At 59.6% G+C, this 18,077-nt stretch carries 13 protein-coding genes; 9 read left to right on the top strand and 4 right to left on the bottom strand.

Annotation, left to right across the window (positions count from 1 at the left end; translation table 11 throughout):
- Positions 1 to 36 precede the first annotated feature (36 nt).
- On the top strand, positions 37 to 2,883 hold the full coding sequence (rapA, locus tag C2E19_RS07915; RefSeq protein WP_129390209.1) for an RNA polymerase-associated protein RapA: 2,847 nt from the start codon (positions 37 to 39) through the stop codon (positions 2,881 to 2,883).
- 246 nt (positions 2,884 to 3,129) lie between these two features.
- Here the strand turns inward: rapA and C2E19_RS07910 are convergent, their stop codons facing one another.
- Entirely contained in the window at positions 3,130 to 4,479 is a 1,350-nt protein-coding gene (locus C2E19_RS07910; RefSeq protein ID WP_129390207.1) for an MFS transporter, read from the bottom strand.
- Between the two features lie 300 nt (positions 4,480 to 4,779).
- Between C2E19_RS07910 and C2E19_RS07905 the strand changes: the two genes are divergently transcribed.
- Both C2E19_RS07905 and C2E19_RS07900 read left to right on the top strand, forming a co-directional pair.
- Positions 4,780 to 5,148 carry a YkgJ family cysteine cluster protein gene (locus C2E19_RS07905; protein WP_034155003.1) on the top strand — a complete coding sequence of 123 codons (369 nt, stop codon included), beginning with the start codon at positions 4,780 to 4,782 and terminating at the stop codon, positions 5,146 to 5,148.
- Positions 5,149 to 5,297: 149 nt separating this feature from the next.
- Positions 5,298 to 7,580, top strand: a complete 2,283-nt coding sequence (locus tag C2E19_RS07900; RefSeq protein ID WP_129390205.1) for a bifunctional diguanylate cyclase/phosphodiesterase — start codon at positions 5,298 to 5,300, stop codon at positions 7,578 to 7,580.
- Here the strand turns inward: C2E19_RS07900 and C2E19_RS07895 are convergent.
- The gene (locus C2E19_RS07895) at positions 7,471 to 8,367 is read right to left on the bottom strand and encodes an NAD(P)-dependent oxidoreductase (protein ID WP_164979411.1); all 897 of its coding nucleotides are present in this window, start codon (positions 8,365 to 8,367) and stop codon (positions 7,471 to 7,473) included. The genes C2E19_RS07900 and C2E19_RS07895 overlap by 110 nt on opposite strands.
- Positions 8,368 to 8,563: 196 nt before the next feature.
- Between C2E19_RS07895 and C2E19_RS07890 the strand changes: the two genes are divergently transcribed.
- Complete coding sequence (locus C2E19_RS07890; protein WP_129390194.1) at positions 8,564 to 10,765, top strand: hypothetical protein; 2,202 nt, start codon at positions 8,564 to 8,566, stop codon at positions 10,763 to 10,765.
- Between the two features lie 232 nt (positions 10,766 to 10,997).
- On the opposite strand, the gene C2E19_RS07885 is transcribed toward C2E19_RS07890, so the two are convergent.
- A complete protein-coding gene (locus C2E19_RS07885; protein ID WP_129390192.1) occupies positions 10,998 to 11,318 on the bottom strand; it encodes a DUF2288 domain-containing protein in 321 nt (106 codons plus the stop codon).
- 354 nt (positions 11,319 to 11,672) lie between these two features.
- Here C2E19_RS07885 and C2E19_RS07880 point away from each other — a divergent pair, with 354 nt between their 5' ends.
- From C2E19_RS07880 to C2E19_RS07860, 5 genes are all read left to right on the top strand, one after another.
- A complete protein-coding gene (locus tag C2E19_RS07880; protein WP_129390189.1) occupies positions 11,673 to 12,800 on the top strand; it encodes a branched-chain amino acid ABC transporter substrate-binding protein in 1,128 nt (375 codons plus the stop codon).
- A gap of 230 nt (positions 12,801 to 13,030) precedes the next feature.
- Positions 13,031 to 13,954 carry a high-affinity branched-chain amino acid ABC transporter permease LivH gene (livH, locus tag C2E19_RS07875; protein ID WP_034154997.1) on the top strand — a complete coding sequence of 308 codons (924 nt, stop codon included), beginning with the start codon at positions 13,031 to 13,033 and terminating at the stop codon, positions 13,952 to 13,954.
- Positions 13,951 to 15,207, top strand: coding sequence for a high-affinity branched-chain amino acid ABC transporter permease LivM (locus C2E19_RS07870; protein WP_129390186.1), 1,257 nt, complete (start codon positions 13,951 to 13,953; stop codon positions 15,205 to 15,207). Before livH ends, C2E19_RS07870 begins: the two co-directional genes overlap by 4 nt.
- Positions 15,204 to 15,971 (top strand): high-affinity branched-chain amino acid ABC transporter ATP-binding protein LivG, encoded by a 768-nt coding sequence (livG, locus tag C2E19_RS07865; protein WP_129390183.1) that lies wholly within the window; start codon positions 15,204 to 15,206, stop codon positions 15,969 to 15,971. The genes C2E19_RS07870 and livG overlap by 4 nt, the downstream gene beginning before the upstream one ends.
- Positions 15,972 to 16,673 (top strand): ABC transporter ATP-binding protein, encoded by a 702-nt coding sequence (locus tag C2E19_RS07860; protein WP_129390180.1) that lies wholly within the window; start codon positions 15,972 to 15,974, stop codon positions 16,671 to 16,673.
- 159 nt (positions 16,674 to 16,832) lie between these two features.
- Here C2E19_RS07860 and C2E19_RS07850 read toward each other — a convergent pair whose 3' ends face one another.
- Complete coding sequence (locus C2E19_RS07850; RefSeq protein WP_129390177.1) at positions 16,833 to 18,071, bottom strand: DUF2599 domain-containing protein; 1,239 nt, start codon at positions 18,069 to 18,071, stop codon at positions 16,833 to 16,835.
- Positions 18,072 to 18,077: the final 6 nt, after the last annotated feature.

The following is an 18,077-nucleotide window of genomic DNA, read 5'->3' as shown; positions in this document are numbered from 1 at the left end:
AGATAGCCCGCTTTTTCAAGGTGGGAGTCAGGCAGCATGGCGCAGCAGTATCAACCGGGGCAACGCTGGATCAGTGACAGCGAAGCAGAGCTTGGTTTAGGCACCGTTCTGGCACAGGACGGCCGCTTGTTGACCGTGCTTTACCCGGCCACTGGCGAAACCCGCCAGTACGCGCTACGGAATGCGCCCCTGACCCGCGTGCGGTTCTCGCCGGGTGACAGCATCACCCACTTCGAAGGCTGGAAGATGACCGTGCAGCAAGTCGACGACGTCGACGGCCTGATGGTCTATCACGGTCTCAACGGGCAGAACGAAGCCGTCACCCTGCCGGAAACCCAACTGTCGAACTTCATCCAGTTCCGTCTGGCCAGCGACCGTCTGTTCGCCGGGCAGATCGACCCGCTGGCGTGGTTCTCGCTGCGTTACAACACTCTCGAACACACCAGCCGCCAGCTGCAATCTTCGCTCTGGGGCCTGGGAGGCGTGCGTGCGCAACCGATCGCGCACCAATTGCACATCGCCCGTGAAGTCGCTGACCGTATTGCGCCGCGCGTTCTGCTGGCGGATGAAGTGGGTCTGGGTAAAACCATCGAAGCCGGTCTGGTGATCCATCGCCAACTGCTCTCGGGCCGCGCCAACCGCGTGCTGATCCTCGTTCCGGAAAACCTCCAGCACCAGTGGCTGGTCGAGATGCGCCGCCGCTTCAACCTGCAAGTCGCGCTGTTCGACGAAGAACGCTTCATCGAAAGCGATGCCGCCAACCCGTTCGAAGACACCCAACTGGCGCTGGTCGCGCTGGAATGGCTGGTCGATGACGAGAAAGCGCAGGACGCTCTGTTCGCCGCCGGTTGGGATCTGCTGGTGGTCGACGAAGCCCACCACTTGGTCTGGCACGAAGAAAAAGCCAGCGCCGAATACTCGCTGGTCGAGCAACTGGCCGAAGTCATCCCGGGCGTGCTGCTGCTCACCGCCACCCCGGAACAACTCGGCCAGGACAGCCACTTCGCCCGTCTGCGCCTGCTCGACCCGAACCGTTTCCATGACCTGGCCGCCTTCCGCGCCGAGAGCGACAACTATCGCCCGGTGGCCGAAGCCGTTCAGGAACTGCTCGACAAGGGCCGTCTCTCGGCCAAAGCGCACAAAACCATTCAGGGTTTCCTCGGCAACGAAGGCGAAGCACTGCTGACCGCGGTCAACGACGGCGACACTGAAGCCAGCGCCCGCCTCGTCCGCGAACTGCTTGACCGTCACGGCACCGGCCGCGTGCTGTTCCGTAACACCCGCGCGGCCGTGCAGGGTTTCCCGGAGCGCAAACTGCACCCGTACCCGCTGCCGTGCCCGGACGAATACCTCGAACTGCCGCTGGGCGATCACGCCGAGCTGTATCCGGAAGTCAGCTTCCAGTCGCAGCCGGACGCCAGCGAAGAAGAACGCTGGTGGAAATTCGACCCGCGCGTCGAGTGGCTGATCGATCAGCTGAAAATGCTCAAGCGCACCAAAGTGCTGGTGATCTGCGCCCACGCCGAAACCGCGATGGACCTGGAAGACGCCCTGCGCGTGCGTTCCGGCATCCCGGCCACGGTGTTCCATGAAGGCATGAACATCCTTGAGCGTGATCGCGCTGCCGCTTACTTCGCCGATGAAGAGTTCGGCGCGCAAGTGCTGATCTGCTCGGAAATCGGCAGTGAGGGTCGCAACTTCCAGTTCGCTCACCACTTGGTGCTGTTCGATCTGCCGTCGCACCCGGACCTGCTCGAGCAGCGTATCGGTCGTCTCGACCGGATCGGCCAGAAACACATCATCGAACTGCACGTGCCGTACCTGGAAACCAGCCCGCAAGAGCGCCTGTTCCAGTGGTATCACGAAGCGCTGAACGCGTTCCTCAACACCTGCCCGACCGGCAACGCCTTGCAACACCAGTTCGGCCCGCGCCTGCTGCCGCTGCTCGAAGAAGCTGATGATAGCGAGTGGCAAGCGCTGATCGACGAAGCGCGCACCGAGCGCGAGCGTCTCGAAGCCGAGCTGCACACCGGTCGCGACCGTCTGCTGGAACTCAATTCCGGCGGCGCTGGCGAAGGTGAAGCGCTGGTCGAAGACATCCTTGAGCAAGACGATCAGTTCGCCCTGCCGATCTACATGGAAACCCTGTTCGACGCGTTCGGCATCGACAGCGAAGACCATTCGGAAAACGCGCTGATCCTCAAGCCGAGCGAGAAGATGCTCGACGCCAGTTTCCCGCTGGGCGACGACGAAGGCGTGACCATCACCTACGACCGCAACCAGGCGCTGTCGCGCGAAGACATGCAGTTCATCACCTGGGAACACCCGATGGTGCAGGGCGGCATGGACCTGGTGCTGTCCGGCTCGATGGGCAACACCGCCGTCGCGCTGATCAAGAACAAGGCGTTGAAGCCGGGCACCGTGCTGCTGGAACTGCTGTATGTCAGCGAAGTGGTGGCGCCGCGCTCGCTGCAATTGGGCCGTTACCTGCCGCCGGCCGCCCTGCGCTGCCTGCTTGATGCCAACGGCAACGACCTGTCGGCTCGCGTCTCGTTTGAAACGCTGAACGATCAGCTGGAAAGCGTGCCGCGTGCCAGCGCCAACAAGTTCATCCAGGCCCAGCGCGATCAGCTGACGCCACGGATCAACGCCGGGGAAGACAAGATCGCCCCGCGTCACGCCGAGCGCGTGACCGAGGCCCGTCGCCGTCTGGCGGCGGACACCGACGAAGAACTGGCGCGCCTGACCGCGTTGCAAGCGGTCAACCCGACCGTACGTGACAGCGAACTGGTGGCGTTGCGTGAGCAGCGTGAGCAGGGTCTGGCGATGCTGGATAAAGCGGCGTTGCGTCTGGAAGCGATTCGGGTGTTGGTGGCGGGTTAAACCGCCCCGCTCCACCGCCAAAAACAACAAGGCCCGCAGCGATGCGGGCCGATCATTCCCACGCTCCGCGTGGGAATGCCTCAAGGGACGCTCCGCGTTCCAGCTCTGGAAAGGGACGCAGAGCGTACCGGGCTGCATTCCCACGCAGAGCGTGGGAACGATCAAGCAAAGATCGCAGCCTTCGGCAGCTCCTACAGGAAACCGCATTCCCATGTAGGAGCTGCCGAAGGCTGCGATCTTTTGATCTTAAGCAGTCGCCGCCACAACCTCTGGCTCAACCACCGCCACCAGCCCCTCCTTCATCCGCTGCGCATCGCGCACAAAACACCGCGCTGCCATAAACAGAAAAACCATGGTCAAAAACAGCGCCACCGGAATCAGGTACATCGCATCATGCAGCCCGACCGCCTTGAACGCTTCGGTCATCTGCTCTGCGCCCGCCGAGAGCATCGCCGTATGCGCGAAGTGATCGGACAAACCACCGACCACCACCGGCCCCAAACCACCACCGAGCAAATACAACCCGGCAAAGAACAGCGCCATCGCCGTCGCCCGCAAACGCGGTTCGACCACGTCCTGAATCGCCGTGTAAACACAGGTGTAGAAGTTGTAGGCAAACAGCCAACCGACACTGAACACCGCGACAAACACACCAATCTCGATACGCCCGGCATGCAGCGCCCACGCCGTGCACAGCGTCGAGATGATCAGGCTGAACGCCGCGAACAGCAGTCGCCCGTTGGCCACGCGCTGGTGAATCTTGTCGGCAATCCAGCCGCCCAGCGTCAAACCGACCAACCCGGTGACGCCGACGATCATCCCGGTGGCCACCGCCGCTTCCTGCAATGGCATGAGGAAATAGCGCTGCAGCATCGGCACCAGAAATGAGTTGCAGGCATAAGTCGCGAAGTTGAAGCACAACCCGGCCAGCACCAGCCAGAGAAAGGTCGGTACCGCGAGAATCCGCCGGATTGGCTTGTCGACTCTTTCTTGCGAAACCTGCACGGATTCCGCCGCGCCGCGCTTCGGCTCTTTAATGAAGAACATGAAGATCGCGAGGATCAGCCCCGGCACCGCCGCAATAAAGAACGGCGCGCGCCAGCTGTCGAACGCCTTGACCATCGCACCGATGGTAAAGAACGCCAGCAACAGACCCAGCGGCAGACCGAGCATGAAAATGCCCATCGCCCGCGCCCGACGGTGCGCCGGGAACAAATCGCCGATCAGCGAGTTGGCCGCCGGCGCGTAACTGGCTTCACCGATGCCGATGCCCATGCGCACGATCAAGAAGCTCCAGAAACTGCCGACCAGCCCGTTGACCGCCGTCAGCGCACTCCACGTCGCCAGGCCCCAGCCCATCAGTTTGCGCCGCGAGCCGGTGTCGGCCATGCGCCCCAAAGGCAGGCCGGCGATCGCGTAGACAATGGTGAATGCCGTACCGACAATCCCCAGTTGAAAATCGCTGAGGTGCCACTCCATGCGGATCGGTTCGATGATGATGGCCGGGATGGTGCGGTCGAAGAAGTTGAACAGGTTGGCGAGGAACAGCAGGAACAGAATGCGCCAGGCATTCGCCGCTTGGGTCGAGTTCTGCATGGGTCCGTCTCTTTATTGTTATAGGGCTTCACTGCCAACGCATCCGAGCCCGGAACCTGCAATCTAGTCAGCCCGTCGGAAGCTGTCTGTGATCATTCGTCTGCCTGATATCGGGCCATGCCACTGTAACGAAACGTAAGCCCTTGATAAGTCTGCAATCCCCCGAAAACCGGGGCTTTTGCAGCAAAATCCTGGCACAAAAAAATAGTTTCGCGCCCCCCTTCCCAAGTCCGTGGCGAAGCCTAGAATAGCCGCCGGATCCGTCCGGATTCGCCGATCAATCCCTTTGATGCCCTCCCAATGTCCGAAGTCAGTCCGTGTCTGAATTGCGGTGCCTGTTGTTCCCATTTTCGTGTGTCTTTTTTCTGGGGTGAATGCGCGTCCTCCGGCGGCACGGTGCCCGATGAACTGGTCACCCAGATCAGCCCGAGCCGGGTGGCGATGAACGGTACCGACTGCAAATCGCCACGCTGTACGGCATTGGTCGGAGAAGTCGGCAGCGAGGTGAAGTGCTCGATTTATGAACTGCGTTCCAGCCCTTGCCGCGAGTTCGAATCGTCTTGGGAAAACGGCGAACAGAATGTCGATTGCGACAAGGCCCGTGCACGCTTCGGCTTGCCGCCGCTGCAACCGGACTGGGCGCAAATCCCATTCGAACAGATCGCTTAAGCCTTTAGCGCCAATCGCTATGACGCTAATGACGAAATCATTAGCGCCAATGTGCCACTACCGCTTGCTCCCTGAAAACCGCCTCTATACTCCAGTCATTCGCCTGCGTTCACCACGCAGTCAGGACGACTTCAGAGACGGGGCATGCTATGGAGTGGCTTGGTTTGCAGTTTGTTACCGAGCTGCCGGAGAGCGGGCAGGTCATTCTCGATTGCACCCATAATCCCTTGCTGGTGCTGGTGGCTTATCTGGTCGCCTGCGCGGCGAGTTTTGCCACCCTCGACATGGCGGAGAGGGTGGGCCATGCCGAAGATCCCCGCTCGCAACGATTGTGGCGCTGGATCGGTGCAACCTGCCTGGCCGGTGGCATCTGGGCCATGCATTTCATCGGCATGCTGGCCTTCCAGGCGCCAATCGAAATCCAGTACGACCTCGCCATTACCCTGTTCTCCCTGCTGATCGCCCTGCTCGCCTCCTGGCTGGCGATGCACACGTTGAGCGAGCCGCAGCCGAGTCTGATCCAGTACCTGAAAACCGCGATCGTCATCGGCCTCGGCATTGCCGGCATGCATTATGTCGGCATGGCAGCGATGCAATCGGCCGCTACCGCCTATTACCAACCGCTGCTGTTCTGCCTGTCGGTGGTGATTGCCATCGGCGCCAGTTTCGCCGCGTTGTGGGTGGCCGGTTACTTGCGTGAAGGCAGCGGCCTCGGCCATCAGATGCTCAAGTACAGCGCCGCGCTGATTCTCGGTGCCGGCATCATCAGCATGCATTTCACCGGCATGGCCGCGTTGCGCCTGGTGTTGCCCGAGGGCAGCGTGCCGGTCCTGGCGGTAGAGAGCAGTCATTTGCAACTCGGCCTGACGGTGGCGCTGATCACGCTGTTGATCCTTGGCAGTGCGATCAGCGCCGCCCTGGCCGACAAGAAACTGCAAAACAAGGAGCACGACCTGCGCCGGGTCAACGCCCTGCTCAGCCAGCTCGATCAGGCGCGCATGTCGTTACAGCAAGTGGCCAATTACGACGCCCTGACCAACCTGATCAACCGTCGCGGCTTCAATCAGATTTTCGCCGAAAAACTCAGCCAGAAAGCCAGTGAAGGCGGCATGCTCGCGGTGATGTTCCTCGACATCGACCACTTCAAACGGATCAATGACAGCTTGGGCCATGACGCCGGTGACGAGTTGCTGAAAGTCATCGCCAACCACATCAAAGGTTCGGTGCGCAGCCATGAGGACGTGGTCGCGCGTTTTGGCGGTGACGAGTTCTGCATTCTGATCGGCCTGCATGACCGCGAAGAAGCCCGCAACATGGCGCAGCGCATCATGCTGAAGATGAAAGAACCGATCGAGTTGGCCGGACGGCGCATGGTCATGACCACCAGTATCGGCATCAGCCTGTTTCCCGAAGACGGCACCACCTGCGAAGAACTGCTCAAGCACGCCGACCTGGCGCTGTATCAATCAAAAGGTGCCGGGCGCAACGGCCTGCACTTTTTCAATTGCAACCTGAAAAACCGCGCCACCCTGGAACTGCAACTCGAGGAGGAACTGCGTCATGCCCTGCGCGAAGAAAACGGCCTGATGCTCTACTACCAGCCGATCTTCGAACTGAAAACCGGCCGGGTGACCAAGCTCGAAGCGCTGATTCGCTGGCAGCATCCGTTGCATGGTTTGCTGACGCCGGACCGCTTTATCAGCATCGCCGAAAACAACGGTCTGATCGCCGAACTGGACAATTGGGTGCTGCGCCGCGCCTGCAAGGACCTCGGCGAACTGTCGCGCCATGGCTGCGATGAATTGAAAATCGCCTGGAACTGCTCGCCCCTCAATCTCGCCCGCGAAGAGCTGGCCATCGAGATCGAAAGCGCGCTGCGCACTGCCGGCGTGGCACCGGAGCGGCTGGAACTGGAAGTCACCGAAAATGCCTTGATGGGCAATATTGCCAACACGCTAGTGCTGTTGCGGCAGATCCGCGCCCTCGGTGTATCACTGTCAATCGACGACTTTGGCACCGGTTATTCGTCGCTGGCGTACCTCAAGCGTCTGCCGCTCAACACGCTGAAAATCGACCGTTCGTTCATCATCGACATTCCCAATGCCACGGCGGACATGGAGATCGTCCAGGCAATCATCGTCATGGCGCACACCCTGCATCTGCAGGTGGTTACCGAAGGCGTGGAAAGCCTGGAGCAATACGAGTTTCTCGAGCGCTCGGGTTGCGATTTCATTCAAGGCTACCTGCTCAGCCGCCCGGTGCCGCTGGACGAGCTGCGCCCGGTGCTGGAGGAAATCAATCAGCGCAAGCACTCCCATGCGGTCAATCCGTTGAGTCTGGCGCGCGGTACATTTGCACCAGTGTCGCTGGATCCTTTGCCAAAAAGCCCTGCGCCCCATGCAGGCGCATCAGTTGTGCGGCCAATCCGCTGATCGGCGTTGCCGAGCCTTGTTCACGGGAGAATTTCACCGCCGTGTCGAGATCCTTGAGCAGCGTGCGCACGTGCCATTTGATCGGTTCGAAACGGCTTTCGGCCATTTGCGGGGCGAGAATCTGCAACGGTTTCGAATCGGCAAAACCACCGGCCAGCGCTTCGGCGATCAGGCTTGCATCGACCCCGGCCTGTTCGGCCAGCGCGACCACTTCAGCGATCACCAACGCATTGCAGGCGACGATCATCTGATTGCAGGCCTTGGTCACCTGCCCGGCGCCGATGCCGCCCATGTGCGTGACGCGCTGACCAAGATTGAGCAGCACCGGGCGCACGCGCTCAAGGTCCGCCGCCGCGCCGCCGACCATGATTGCCAGACTGCCCGCCTCGGCGCCAACCACCCCGCCGGACACGGGTGAGTCCAGCCAGGCCATGCCGCTTTTCTCGGCCAGCTCCGCCGCCATCTCGCGCGTGGCGGTCGGTTCGAGGCTGGAAAAGTCCACCAGCAACTGGGCGCTTTTCGCACCTTCGGCGATACCGCCGGCGCCAAACACCACCTCACGCACCACCGCCGTATCGGCCAGGCACAACATCACGATGTCCGCGTGTTCGCACAAGTCGGCGGGGTTCGCCACCTGCCGGGCACCGGCCTCGACCAGCGGCGCGCACTTGGCCGGGTTGCGATTCCACACGGTCAGCGGATAACCCGCCGCCAACAGACGCCGGCACATGGGCAGCCCCATCAGACCGATTCCGGCGAACCCCAACGAAGGTAGCGTTGACATCATTTTGCCTCTTTTCGATTAAAGATCGCCGAATAATGGCCGATTCAACAACGATCAGGAAAGGATTCCCCCCAGCGACAATCAGGCCAAGTCCCTGACGCTCGGGCCAAATACGCGCAAAAAAGACGCGAGATCTTATTCCGTGAGGTTCGCAGGCACTTGGCCTGCGAGCCAACCCAGTCCAGGTATATGGCGCACAATGACTTCTAAAAACAATCCCGCCACTGCGGTATCCGATCTGACGTTGAGCCCTGCCGCCAACAGCCCTTCTGCGTCGAAGCCATTGGTCCCGTCGCGCCCGCTGTCGACCCAGCAATACCTGTACTTCACCGAAACCAATACCGACCGCATCCTCGACAATCTCGATGGCCTGCGTGATCTGGTGTTCCCGCGCCCGCCGCACCTGGAAGGCGACAACGAACAGCACAACGATCAGGAATTCCCTTCGGTGTGCCTGATCGGCCTCGGTCGCTGCGGCTCCAACATCGCCCTCGACGTCGCTGAGCTGGTGTACAACGCGCGCAAGTTCTACCTCAACGAATTCAACAACGAAGATCGCCCGGCCAGTGACCGGCGCTCCGCCGACAAGGGCTACAGCCCGGCGCAGTGGATCAAGAACAACCTGCGCATCGGCAACAGCAAGGCGAGCAAACCGGTGTTCCTGGTCGAACCGCTGGTGATGCTTGGCGACCTCGACAAGGACATTGCCGGGCGCATCCGTTTTTCGCGCAAGGGCGAGAAAAGCGGCTTCCTGCGCGACTACAGCAAAATGAAGATCATGGACTTGTCCGAAGTCCACGCCGGTGGCGCCGGTAACGCGCCAATCCTCGGCCAGTACCTGGCGAAGATCATCCTCAACAAGGACACCCAGCGCTTCTCCAGCCCAGACTGGAAAATGATCCACTCGTACCTGATCGACAGCTGCGGCATCAAGGCCAACCAATCGCGCCTTTACTTCTCGATCTTCAGTGCCGGCGGCGGTACCGGATCCGGCATGGCCTCGGAATTCGGCCTGGCCCAGCAGCACTCGTACATGAACAAGACGTTCGACACCAAGCCGATGGACGAGCACGACGGCAAGAGTGGTCATTCGTTCGTGTTCGAGCCGATCTTCACCAGCGGCATTTGCGTGCTGCCGAACATTTCCGATCATCGCAGCGAAATGTCCGAGGCGCTGCACATCAACGCCGGTCGCCTGCTGTGTAAATACCTCTCGGAAGAATGGGATTTCTCCTACAACTTCGCCAACGAAGACAGCAGCGAAGCCAGCGTCATGGGGCGTATCCGCCCATGGAACGCGATGATGCTGATCTCCAACGACATCATGCGTTACGCCGAAGAGAGCGATGACGGCAACATCCAGAACATTGATGTCAATGCGATGGAAAAGCACGCCAACCAGTACATCTCGCAGCAGATCTTCAACATTCTGACGGCGCAGGCAGTTACGACTGACTACGACCAGAACTACTTCCGTCGCGCCGGCATCGACATCGGCGAAACCATTCGCCTCGACGCCAACGACCTGTTCATGAGTCTGGCCGGCCCGGTGGCGATTGCCTACGCCGAATCGGTGGTACCGGAAACCCCGCCGCCGAGCAGCGACAAATTCAAGGTGTTCGACAAAGAGCCGCAGCGCCTGAACATCGATGACCTGTTCTTCCGCTCGATCGACCTGCCGCACTTCAACAAGGTCACCCAGGCGATCGAAGGCATCAGCCTGCTGCCGATTGAGTCCAAGCGCTATCGCGCCTCGCTTGAGCAGTACAAGAATTCCGGCTACGACGCCGCCGCTTTGCACGACCTGCACTTCTTCAAGAACTGCTCGTCGGTGGTTTCGATCGTCTCGCTGCCGAAAGACTACAAGCTGTCGTACATGGATTTGAACCGGTTGAAGACCCACCTCAACAGCCTGTTCCCCAACACCACGCTCAAGCGTTACGCACTGGTGATCGGCGCCTCGGCCAACCTCTCGCTGACCACTTTGATCGCGAAGAGCCCGTGCCTGTCGGACGACTTCCTGACGCTGATCGTGGCGTTCATCAAGCGTTGTTTTGCGAAGAACCCGTACCGTTTCGACGAGACCTTGGACAACTCGATTCTCGACTTCATCATCAACGAAGAATTCGACGAAGACCGTATCGATGAGCTGCTCAACGAATTCGAAAACCCGGCGAAGATCCTTGATACCAACTGGTACGCGATCAAGCCGATGTACGAGAAGAAGTACCGCGAGCTGATCAACGACAAAGAGAAGTTTGTCTCGATCAATGACATTCGCCTGTCGCGCGATTGTGTGAAGAAGTCGATCAAGTACCTGCGCGAGATTTATCGTCACCGGATTGGCAAGACCAAGGTTATTTCGCTGAATAACCATACCGGGAAGTCGTTTACGGTCTGATCCGGAACCGAGTCGCCGCCTTCGCGAGCAGGCTCGCTCCCACTATCGTTCCCACGCTCTGCGTGGGAACGATCATATCCAGAAACAATTAAGCAGCCGTTAGGCTGCTTACTAAACTGTTCCCGTTACGTTTACGTCACCGTGATGCCACCCTCGCTTGTGGTGTTTCTCTACGGCAAGGTGCCATCACGCTACTCGGCTACACACTTTTCGCTGACGACCGGTCGCACCATCAAGGTGCAGGGTCTGCGGCGACTGCCCTTTCCTGGATCAGAATCCACGGCGAAACCACCACCGCCCACAACGGCGGATCACGTTCGAAAAGATCCAGCGCCCGCGTTTCAGACAGCTTGGCGACCTTGTCTTCGGCCAGCCAGGCAGCCACTTTCTCGCCTTCGTCCGAGGCCACGGCCTCAGCCGCGGCGATCAGATCCAGCGTAGGGTCGACCCACAATAGGGCACCCTTGGCGAAGAACGGCTCCAACTCCTTCCAGGTAATAGATGCGGTTTCACCAAGCAGCTTGGCATAGAGGGTGCTAGGTTCTTGATTCATGGGCGCTGTTCCGGAAAAGAAATCGACGCAAATGATAACGTCGGTGGTCCGTCAGCAAAACCCGGTTGCAAATGGCTGCACCGAACGAAAAGAGCAGGAACGCCAAGGAATGCTGTTGATTGGGATATATGCCCACGAACGCCCCGCCGCAATTCTGTCTTTTTCATTCAAAAATGCGACACCCCCAAGTTTTGCCCCTCGGCGCCCGCTTCCCAGGCTGACAACCGGCGCTCTACACTGTACCGGTACAGTTGCCGGGGGCATTTCCGGAGGGTATCGCAAAGATATCTGACCCGGTTCTGCTGCTACGGCGCCAGAACTCAAAAAAAATTACAACAGTAAGAGTGGAGCACTATGACTAAGGCTACTAAGCAGATTTCCAAACTGTTTGCCGCTATGGTTCTGGCCGGGGTTGCCAGCCATTCGTTCGCAGCTGACACCATCAAAATCGGTATCGCCGGCCCTAAAACCGGTCCAGTAGCCCAGTACGGCGACATGCAGTTCAGTGGCGCCCGCATGGCCATCGAACAGATCAACGCCAAGGGCGGCGTCGACGGCAAGAAACTCGAAGCCGTTGAATACGACGATGCCTGCGATCCGAAACAAGCGGTAGCGGTAGCGAACAAGGTCGTCAACGACGGCGTCAAGTTCGTCGTCGGTCACCTGTGCTCCAGCTCCACTCAACCGGCTTCGGACATCTACGAAGACGAAGGCGTGATCATGATCACCCCGGCTGCCACCAGCCCGGACATCACCGCCCGTGGTTACAAAATGGTCTTCCGCACCATCGGTCTGGACAGCGCCCAAGGCCCTGCCGCCGGTAACTACATTGCCGATCACGTAAAACCGAAAATCGTTGCTGTGCTGCACGACAAACAGCAATACGGTGAAGGCATCGCCACCGCCGTCAAATCGACCCTTGAGAAGAAAGGCGTGAAAGTTGCCGTGTTCGAAGGCGTCAACGCCGGCGACAAGGACTTCTCCTCGATCATCGCCAAACTCAAGCAAGCCAACGTCGACTTCGTTTACTACGGCGGCTACCACCCGGAGCTGGGCCTGATCCTGCGTCAATCGGCTGAAAAAGGCCTGAAAGCCAAGTTCATGGGTCCGGAAGGCGTGGGTAACGACTCCATTTCGCAGATCGCCAAAGACGCTTCCGAAGGTCTGCTGGTAACCCTGCCGAAATCCTTCGACCAGGATCCGGCCAACATTGCCCTGGCGGATGCATTCAAGGCGAAGAAAGAAGACCCGAGCGGCCCGTTCGTGTTCCCTTCCTACTCGGCGGTTGAAGTGATTGCCGGCGGTATCGCCGCTGCCAAGAGCGAAGACCCGGCCAAAGTGGCTGAAGCCATTCACGCCGGCACCTTCAAAACCCCGACTGGCGATCTGAGCTTCGACGCCAAGGGTGACCTGAAGGACTTCAAATTTGTGGTTTACGAGTGGCACTTCGGCAAACCAAAAACTGAAGTTTCGCCTCAGTAAGGCGCGCCCTGACTGACTGCCAATAAAGCCCACGGCGTGCCGTGGGCTTTGTTTTACGAATGTATGGGCCGCGCTGGCGTGATCCGCCAGTCTCCCCACCTGAAAATCTCAAAACCGTCATCAGCGGTTCGCTGGCAAAACCCGGATTCGAAGTGGATATAGATCCACGGGGCCGGGCGGGAAAATGACTCCACCAGTGAAATGCGTATCAGGTTTTTAGGAGCGTTGTAATGCCTGACCTCTATCACTTCTTCCAGCAGCTGGTTAATGGCCTGACCATTGGCAGCACGTATGCCCTGATCGCCATCGGCTATACGATGGTTTACGGCATCATTGGAATGATCAACTTCGCCCACGGCGAGGTGTACATGATCGGTTCCTACGTGGCGTTCATCGCCATCGCCGGGCTGGCCATGATGGGAATCGACAACGTCCCGCTGTTGATGACCGCCGCCTTCATCGCGAGCATCGTTGTCACCAGTTCATATGGTTACAGCATCGAACGGATCGCCTACCGCCCCCTGCGCGGCAGCAACCGTCTGATCCCGCTGATCTCCGCCATCGGTATGTCGATCTTCCTGCAGAACACGGTTCTGCTGGCGCAAGACTCCAAGGACAAATCCATCCCCAACCTGATCCCCGGGAACATTTCCTTCGGGCCAGGTGGCGCACATGAAGTGCTGATTTCCTACATGCAAATCGTGGTGTTCGTGGTGACCCTGGTCGCCATGCTCGGCCTGACGCTGTTCATCTCCCGTTCTCGCCTGGGCCGCGCCTGCCGCGCCTGTGCCGAAGACATCAAGATGGCCAACCTGCTCGGCATCAACACCAACAACATCATCGCCCTGACCTTCGTCATTGGTGCTGCGCTGGCGGCCATCGCGGCCGTGCTGCTGAGCATGCAATACGGCGTGATCAACCCGAACGCCGGTTTCCTCGTCGGCCTCAAAGCCTTCACCGCAGCGGTACTCGGCGGTATCGGCAGCATCCCCGGCGCCATGCTCGGCGGGCTGGTGCTGGGGGTGGCGGAAGCGTTTGGTGCCGATATCTTCGGCGACCAATACAAGGACGTCGTGGCTTTCGGCTTGTTGGTTCTGGTGCTGTTGTTCCGTCCGACCGGCATTCTGGGCCGTCCGGAGGTTGAGAAAGTATGACTAGGAATCTTAAACAGGCGCTGTTCAGCGCTTTGCTGGTGTGGGCCGTGGCCTACCCGGTACTCGGTCTGAAACTGACCATCGTCGGCATCAACCTCGAAGTGCACAACACCAGCCCGATGATTCTGGCGACCATCGCCATCTGCTCGGTGCTGATGTTCCTGCGGGTGCTGTTCAACCAGCAGATCAGCAAGGCGTGGAATTCCTCGCCGGGCCTGCCGCTGATCCCGGCCAAGGCCAGTAACTTCCTGACCCTGCCGACCACGCAACGCTACTTCATCATTGCGCTGATCATCGGTGCGCTGGTGTGGCCGTTCTTCGGCTCGCGTGGCGCGGTGGACATCGCGACGCTGATCCTGATCTACGTGATGCTCGGCCTCGGCCTGAACATCGTCGTCGGTCTGGCCGGTCTGCTTGACCTCGGTTACGTCGGCTTCTACGCCGTTGGCGCCTACAGCTACGCGCTGCTGTCGCACTACTACGGTTTGAGCTTCTGGATCTGTCTGCCGATTGCCGGCCTGATGGCGGCGACGTTCGGCTTCCTGCTGGGCTTCCCGGTGTTGCGCTTGCGCGGTGACTATCTGGCGATCGTGACCCTCGGCTTCGGCGAGATCATCCGTCTGTTCCTGCGTAACCTGACCGACATCACTGGCGGTCCGAACGGCATCAGCAACATCGAGAAACCGACGTTCTTCGGCCTGACCTTCGAGCGTAAAGCCGCGGAAGGCATGCAGACCTTCCACGAGTATTTCGGCCTGCAATACAACTCGATCAACAAGGTGATTTTCCTCTACCTGGTGGCCTTGTTGCTGGCACTGGCGGCGCTGTTCATCATCAACCGTCTGCTGCGCATGCCGATCGGCCGTGCGTGGGAAGCGCTGCGTGAAGATGAAATCGCCTGCCGGGCACTGGGTCTGAATCCGACGATCATCAAACTGTCGGCGTTCACCCTCGGCGCGAGCTTCGCCGGTTTCGCCGGTAGCTTCTTCGCTGCCCGTCAGGGCCTGGTGACCCCGGAATCGTTCACCTTCATCGAGTCGGCGATCATCCTCGCCATCGTCGTGCTGGGTGGCATGGGCTCGCAGTTGGGTGTGATCCTCGCCGCTGTGGTGATGATCCTGTTGCCGGAAATGATGCGTGAGTTCAGCGAGTACCGGATGTTGATGTTCGGTGCGCTGATGGTGTTGATGATGATCTGGCGTCCACAAGGTCTGCTGCCGATGCAACGCCCACACATGGAGTTGCGAAAATGAGCCGCGAGATTCTTAAGGTCGAAAACCTGAGCATGCGCTTCGGCGGTTTGCTCGCGGTCAACGGCGTGGCCCTGACCGTCAAAGAGAAACAAGTGGTTGCGCTGATCGGGCCGAACGGCGCGGGCAAGACCACCGTATTCAACTGCCTGACCGGTTTCTACCAGCCAACGGGCGGCAGCATTCTGCTCGACGGCGAGCCGATTCAAGGCCTGCCGGGCCACAAGATCGCCCTTAAAGGCGTGGTGCGCACCTTCCAGAACGTGCGCCTGTTCAAGGACATGACGGCGGTCGAGAACCTGTTGATCGCCCAGCACCGTCACTTGAACACCAACTTCCTGGCTGGCCTGTTCAAGACGCCGTCGTTCCGCAAAAGCGAGCGCGAGGCCATGGAGTTTGCCGAGTACTGGCTGGAAAAGGTCAACCTCAAGGAGTTCGCCAACCGTACCGCCGGCACCCTGGCCTACGGTCAGCAACGGCGTCTGGAAATCGCTCGCTGCATGATGACCCGTCCGCGGATCCTCATGCTCGACGAACCGGCCGCCGGCCTGAACCCGAAGGAAACCGAAGACCTCAAGGCGCTGATCGGCATGCTCCGTGAAGAGCACAATGTGACGGTGCTGCTGATCGAACACGACATGAAACTGGTCATGAGCATTTCCGACCACATCGTCGTGATCAACCAGGGCACGCCTCTGGCTGACGGCACGCCGGAACAGATCCGCGACAATCCTGAAGTGATCAAAGCCTACCTGGGGGAAGCGTAAATGCTGCAGTTCGAAAACGTTTCCACCTTCTACGGCAAGATCCAGGCCCTGCACAGCGTCAACGTCGAAGTCCGTCAGGGCGAGATCGTCACCCTGATCGGCGCCAACGGTGCCGGCAAATCCACGCTGCTGATGACGCTCTGCGGTTCGCCGCAAGCGCACAGCGGCAGCATCCGCTACATGGGTGAGGAACTGATCGGCCAGGACTCGTCGCAGATCATGCGCAAGAGCATCGCGGTGGTGCCGGAAGGTCGTCGGGTGTTTGCCCGTCTGACCGTTGAAGAAAACCTGTCCATGGGCGGCTTCTTCACCGACAAGGGCGACTATCAGGAGCAAATGGACAAGGTCCTCGGTCTGTTCCCGCGCCTGAAAGAACGCTTCAACCAGCGCGGCGGCACCATGTCCGGCGGCGAACAGCAAATGCTCGCCATCGGCCGCGCGCTGATGAGCAAGCCGAAACTGCTGCTGCTCGACGAGCCGTCGCTGGGCCTGGCACCGATCATCATCCAGCAGATTTTCGACATCATCGAAATGCTGCGCAAGGACGGTGTGACGGTGTTCCTGGTCGAGCAGAACGCCAACCAGGCGCTGAAAATCGCTGACCGGGCGTACGTTCTGGAGAACGGCCGCGTCGTCATGCAAGGTACCGGTGAAGCACTGCTGACCGACCCGAAAGTACGCGAGGCGTACCTCGGCGGCTGATGCATGCACCCAACAAAAAAAACGGCCCTCGGGCCGTTTTTTTTGTGCCTGCGAAATCCCCCTGTAGGAGCTGCCGCAGGCTGCGATCTTTTGATCTTTGTTTTTAAGATCAAGATCAAAAGATCGCAGCCTGCGGCAGCTCCTACACGGGGTGTATTGTCAGTACGGGTTGCAGTGTTGCGCTACAGCGGTGGCCTGATCGACATACGGACGCGCCGGTTCAAGGTTCCACTCCAGTTTATTGCGCACCGGCTTGCCGTCGTAGGTTGCCGCCAGATGGCAGACCATCTGCCGACGCAACGAACCACCGTTGACGCTGTACTGGCGCCATTGCGAATCGTCTTTGTGCTTGTTGTACAACTCGGCAAACATCCGGTCAGTCTGGTCATCCTTGATCGCGCGGCCGCAAGCGGTCGGCACCACCGAGAGCGACCAGGTGTTCGGCCCCAGTTTCGGATCGGGACGTTGTACCCAAGTGCTCGATTCGATGTACTTCTCACAGAACTGTGGCGCCGCTGGCGTCGAGGTCTGGATGCACGAGAACGAGGCCTTGGCGACCGGGGTTTGCGGGAAATTGATCTTGATGATGTTGCGGTCCTTGCCGGTTTTGGCCTTGTAATCGCGCTGATTGGCCATGGCATCGTTCAAGCCGCGTTGGTCACTGTAGAAGAACGCCAGAATCGGCAGCTCGTCGGTTTTCGGATTGCCCAGGCGCAGCTCGGTCTGGGTTTGAAACTCGCGACTGTTGATGACTTTGCGCGCGCCCATGAAATTGCGGAAGGCATCGACACGCTCCTTGCTACTCATCGGATTGCGCATGTTGAAACCGCACTGCAACTGATCCTGTTGCCGGTTGTTGTTGTACTGGGTGAAGTGGGCGACCCAGCCGTTCGGGCTGCTGATCGGTGGTTTCATTGCCTGGCAGACCGCTTCCGTCGGCGCGGTGTTCTTGTTGTCGCCACAGCCACGGTCATTGCGAAAATCAGTCCAGGCATCGTTGGGAAACGCGCAGTAAACATGCACCGGCGTCTCGGGGTCGCGGATCAGATCTCTCGGCGTAATCAAGTAGCCGTTTTGCGTACTCATGCCCGGGTCTTCATAGCTGATGCCGTCAGCGCGCATATACGAAGCGGCGAATGTTCCCAGTTCCACGGCTTTCGGGCTGGGATTCCACACATCCCATTTCTGCCCCTTGGCCGGATCGGCGCGGTGGGTGCCACGCACCAGTAGTCCCGAGCAGTCCGAAGCGGGGTCCTGCCCGCAACTGTCGACGGTTTTGTTGTACAGACTTTCGACCTTTTTCAGCGTCTCTTCGCAAGATTCGGCACTGGCCCATGTCGCGTGCAACAGCAGCGGCAACATCAGCAATGGAGCAGTCCTGATCAGACGTTTTTTCATGGCTTG

The organism is Pseudomonas sp. DTU12.3 (assembly GCF_004124275.1).
GTDB lineage: Bacteria > Pseudomonadota > Gammaproteobacteria > Pseudomonadales > Pseudomonadaceae > Aquipseudomonas > Aquipseudomonas helmanticensis.
Note: the sequence above shows the minus strand (reverse complement) of the source record. Positions and strands in the feature narration are given on the sequence as shown.

Bases quoted from the DNA above. Each gene is read 5' to 3' on its own strand.
- rapA (WP_129390209.1), top strand. From the start codon at position 37: ATGGCGCAGCAGTATCAACCGGGGCAACGCTGGATCAGTGACAGCGAA.
- C2E19_RS07910 (WP_129390207.1), bottom strand. From the start codon at position 4,479: ATGCAGAACTCGACCCAAGCGGCGAATGCCTGGCGCATTCTGTTCCTG.
- C2E19_RS07905 (WP_034155003.1), top strand. From the start codon at position 4,780: ATGTCCGAAGTCAGTCCGTGTCTGAATTGCGGTGCCTGTTGTTCCCAT.
- C2E19_RS07900 (WP_129390205.1), top strand. From the start codon at position 5,298: ATGGAGTGGCTTGGTTTGCAGTTTGTTACCGAGCTGCCGGAGAGCGGG.
- C2E19_RS07895 (WP_164979411.1), bottom strand. From the start codon at position 8,367: ATGATGTCAACGCTACCTTCGTTGGGGTTCGCCGGAATCGGTCTGATG.
- C2E19_RS07890 (WP_129390194.1), top strand. From the start codon at position 8,564: ATGACTTCTAAAAACAATCCCGCCACTGCGGTATCCGATCTGACGTTG.
- C2E19_RS07885 (WP_129390192.1), bottom strand. From the start codon at position 11,318: ATGAATCAAGAACCTAGCACCCTCTATGCCAAGCTGCTTGGTGAAACC.
- C2E19_RS07880 (WP_129390189.1), top strand. From the start codon at position 11,673: ATGACTAAGGCTACTAAGCAGATTTCCAAACTGTTTGCCGCTATGGTT.
- livH (WP_034154997.1), top strand. From the start codon at position 13,031: ATGCCTGACCTCTATCACTTCTTCCAGCAGCTGGTTAATGGCCTGACC.
- C2E19_RS07870 (WP_129390186.1), top strand. From the start codon at position 13,951: ATGACTAGGAATCTTAAACAGGCGCTGTTCAGCGCTTTGCTGGTGTGG.
- livG (WP_129390183.1), top strand. From the start codon at position 15,204: ATGAGCCGCGAGATTCTTAAGGTCGAAAACCTGAGCATGCGCTTCGGC.
- C2E19_RS07860 (WP_129390180.1), top strand. From the start codon at position 15,972: ATGCTGCAGTTCGAAAACGTTTCCACCTTCTACGGCAAGATCCAGGCC.
- C2E19_RS07850 (WP_129390177.1), bottom strand. From the start codon at position 18,071: ATGAAAAAACGTCTGATCAGGACTGCTCCATTGCTGATGTTGCCGCTG.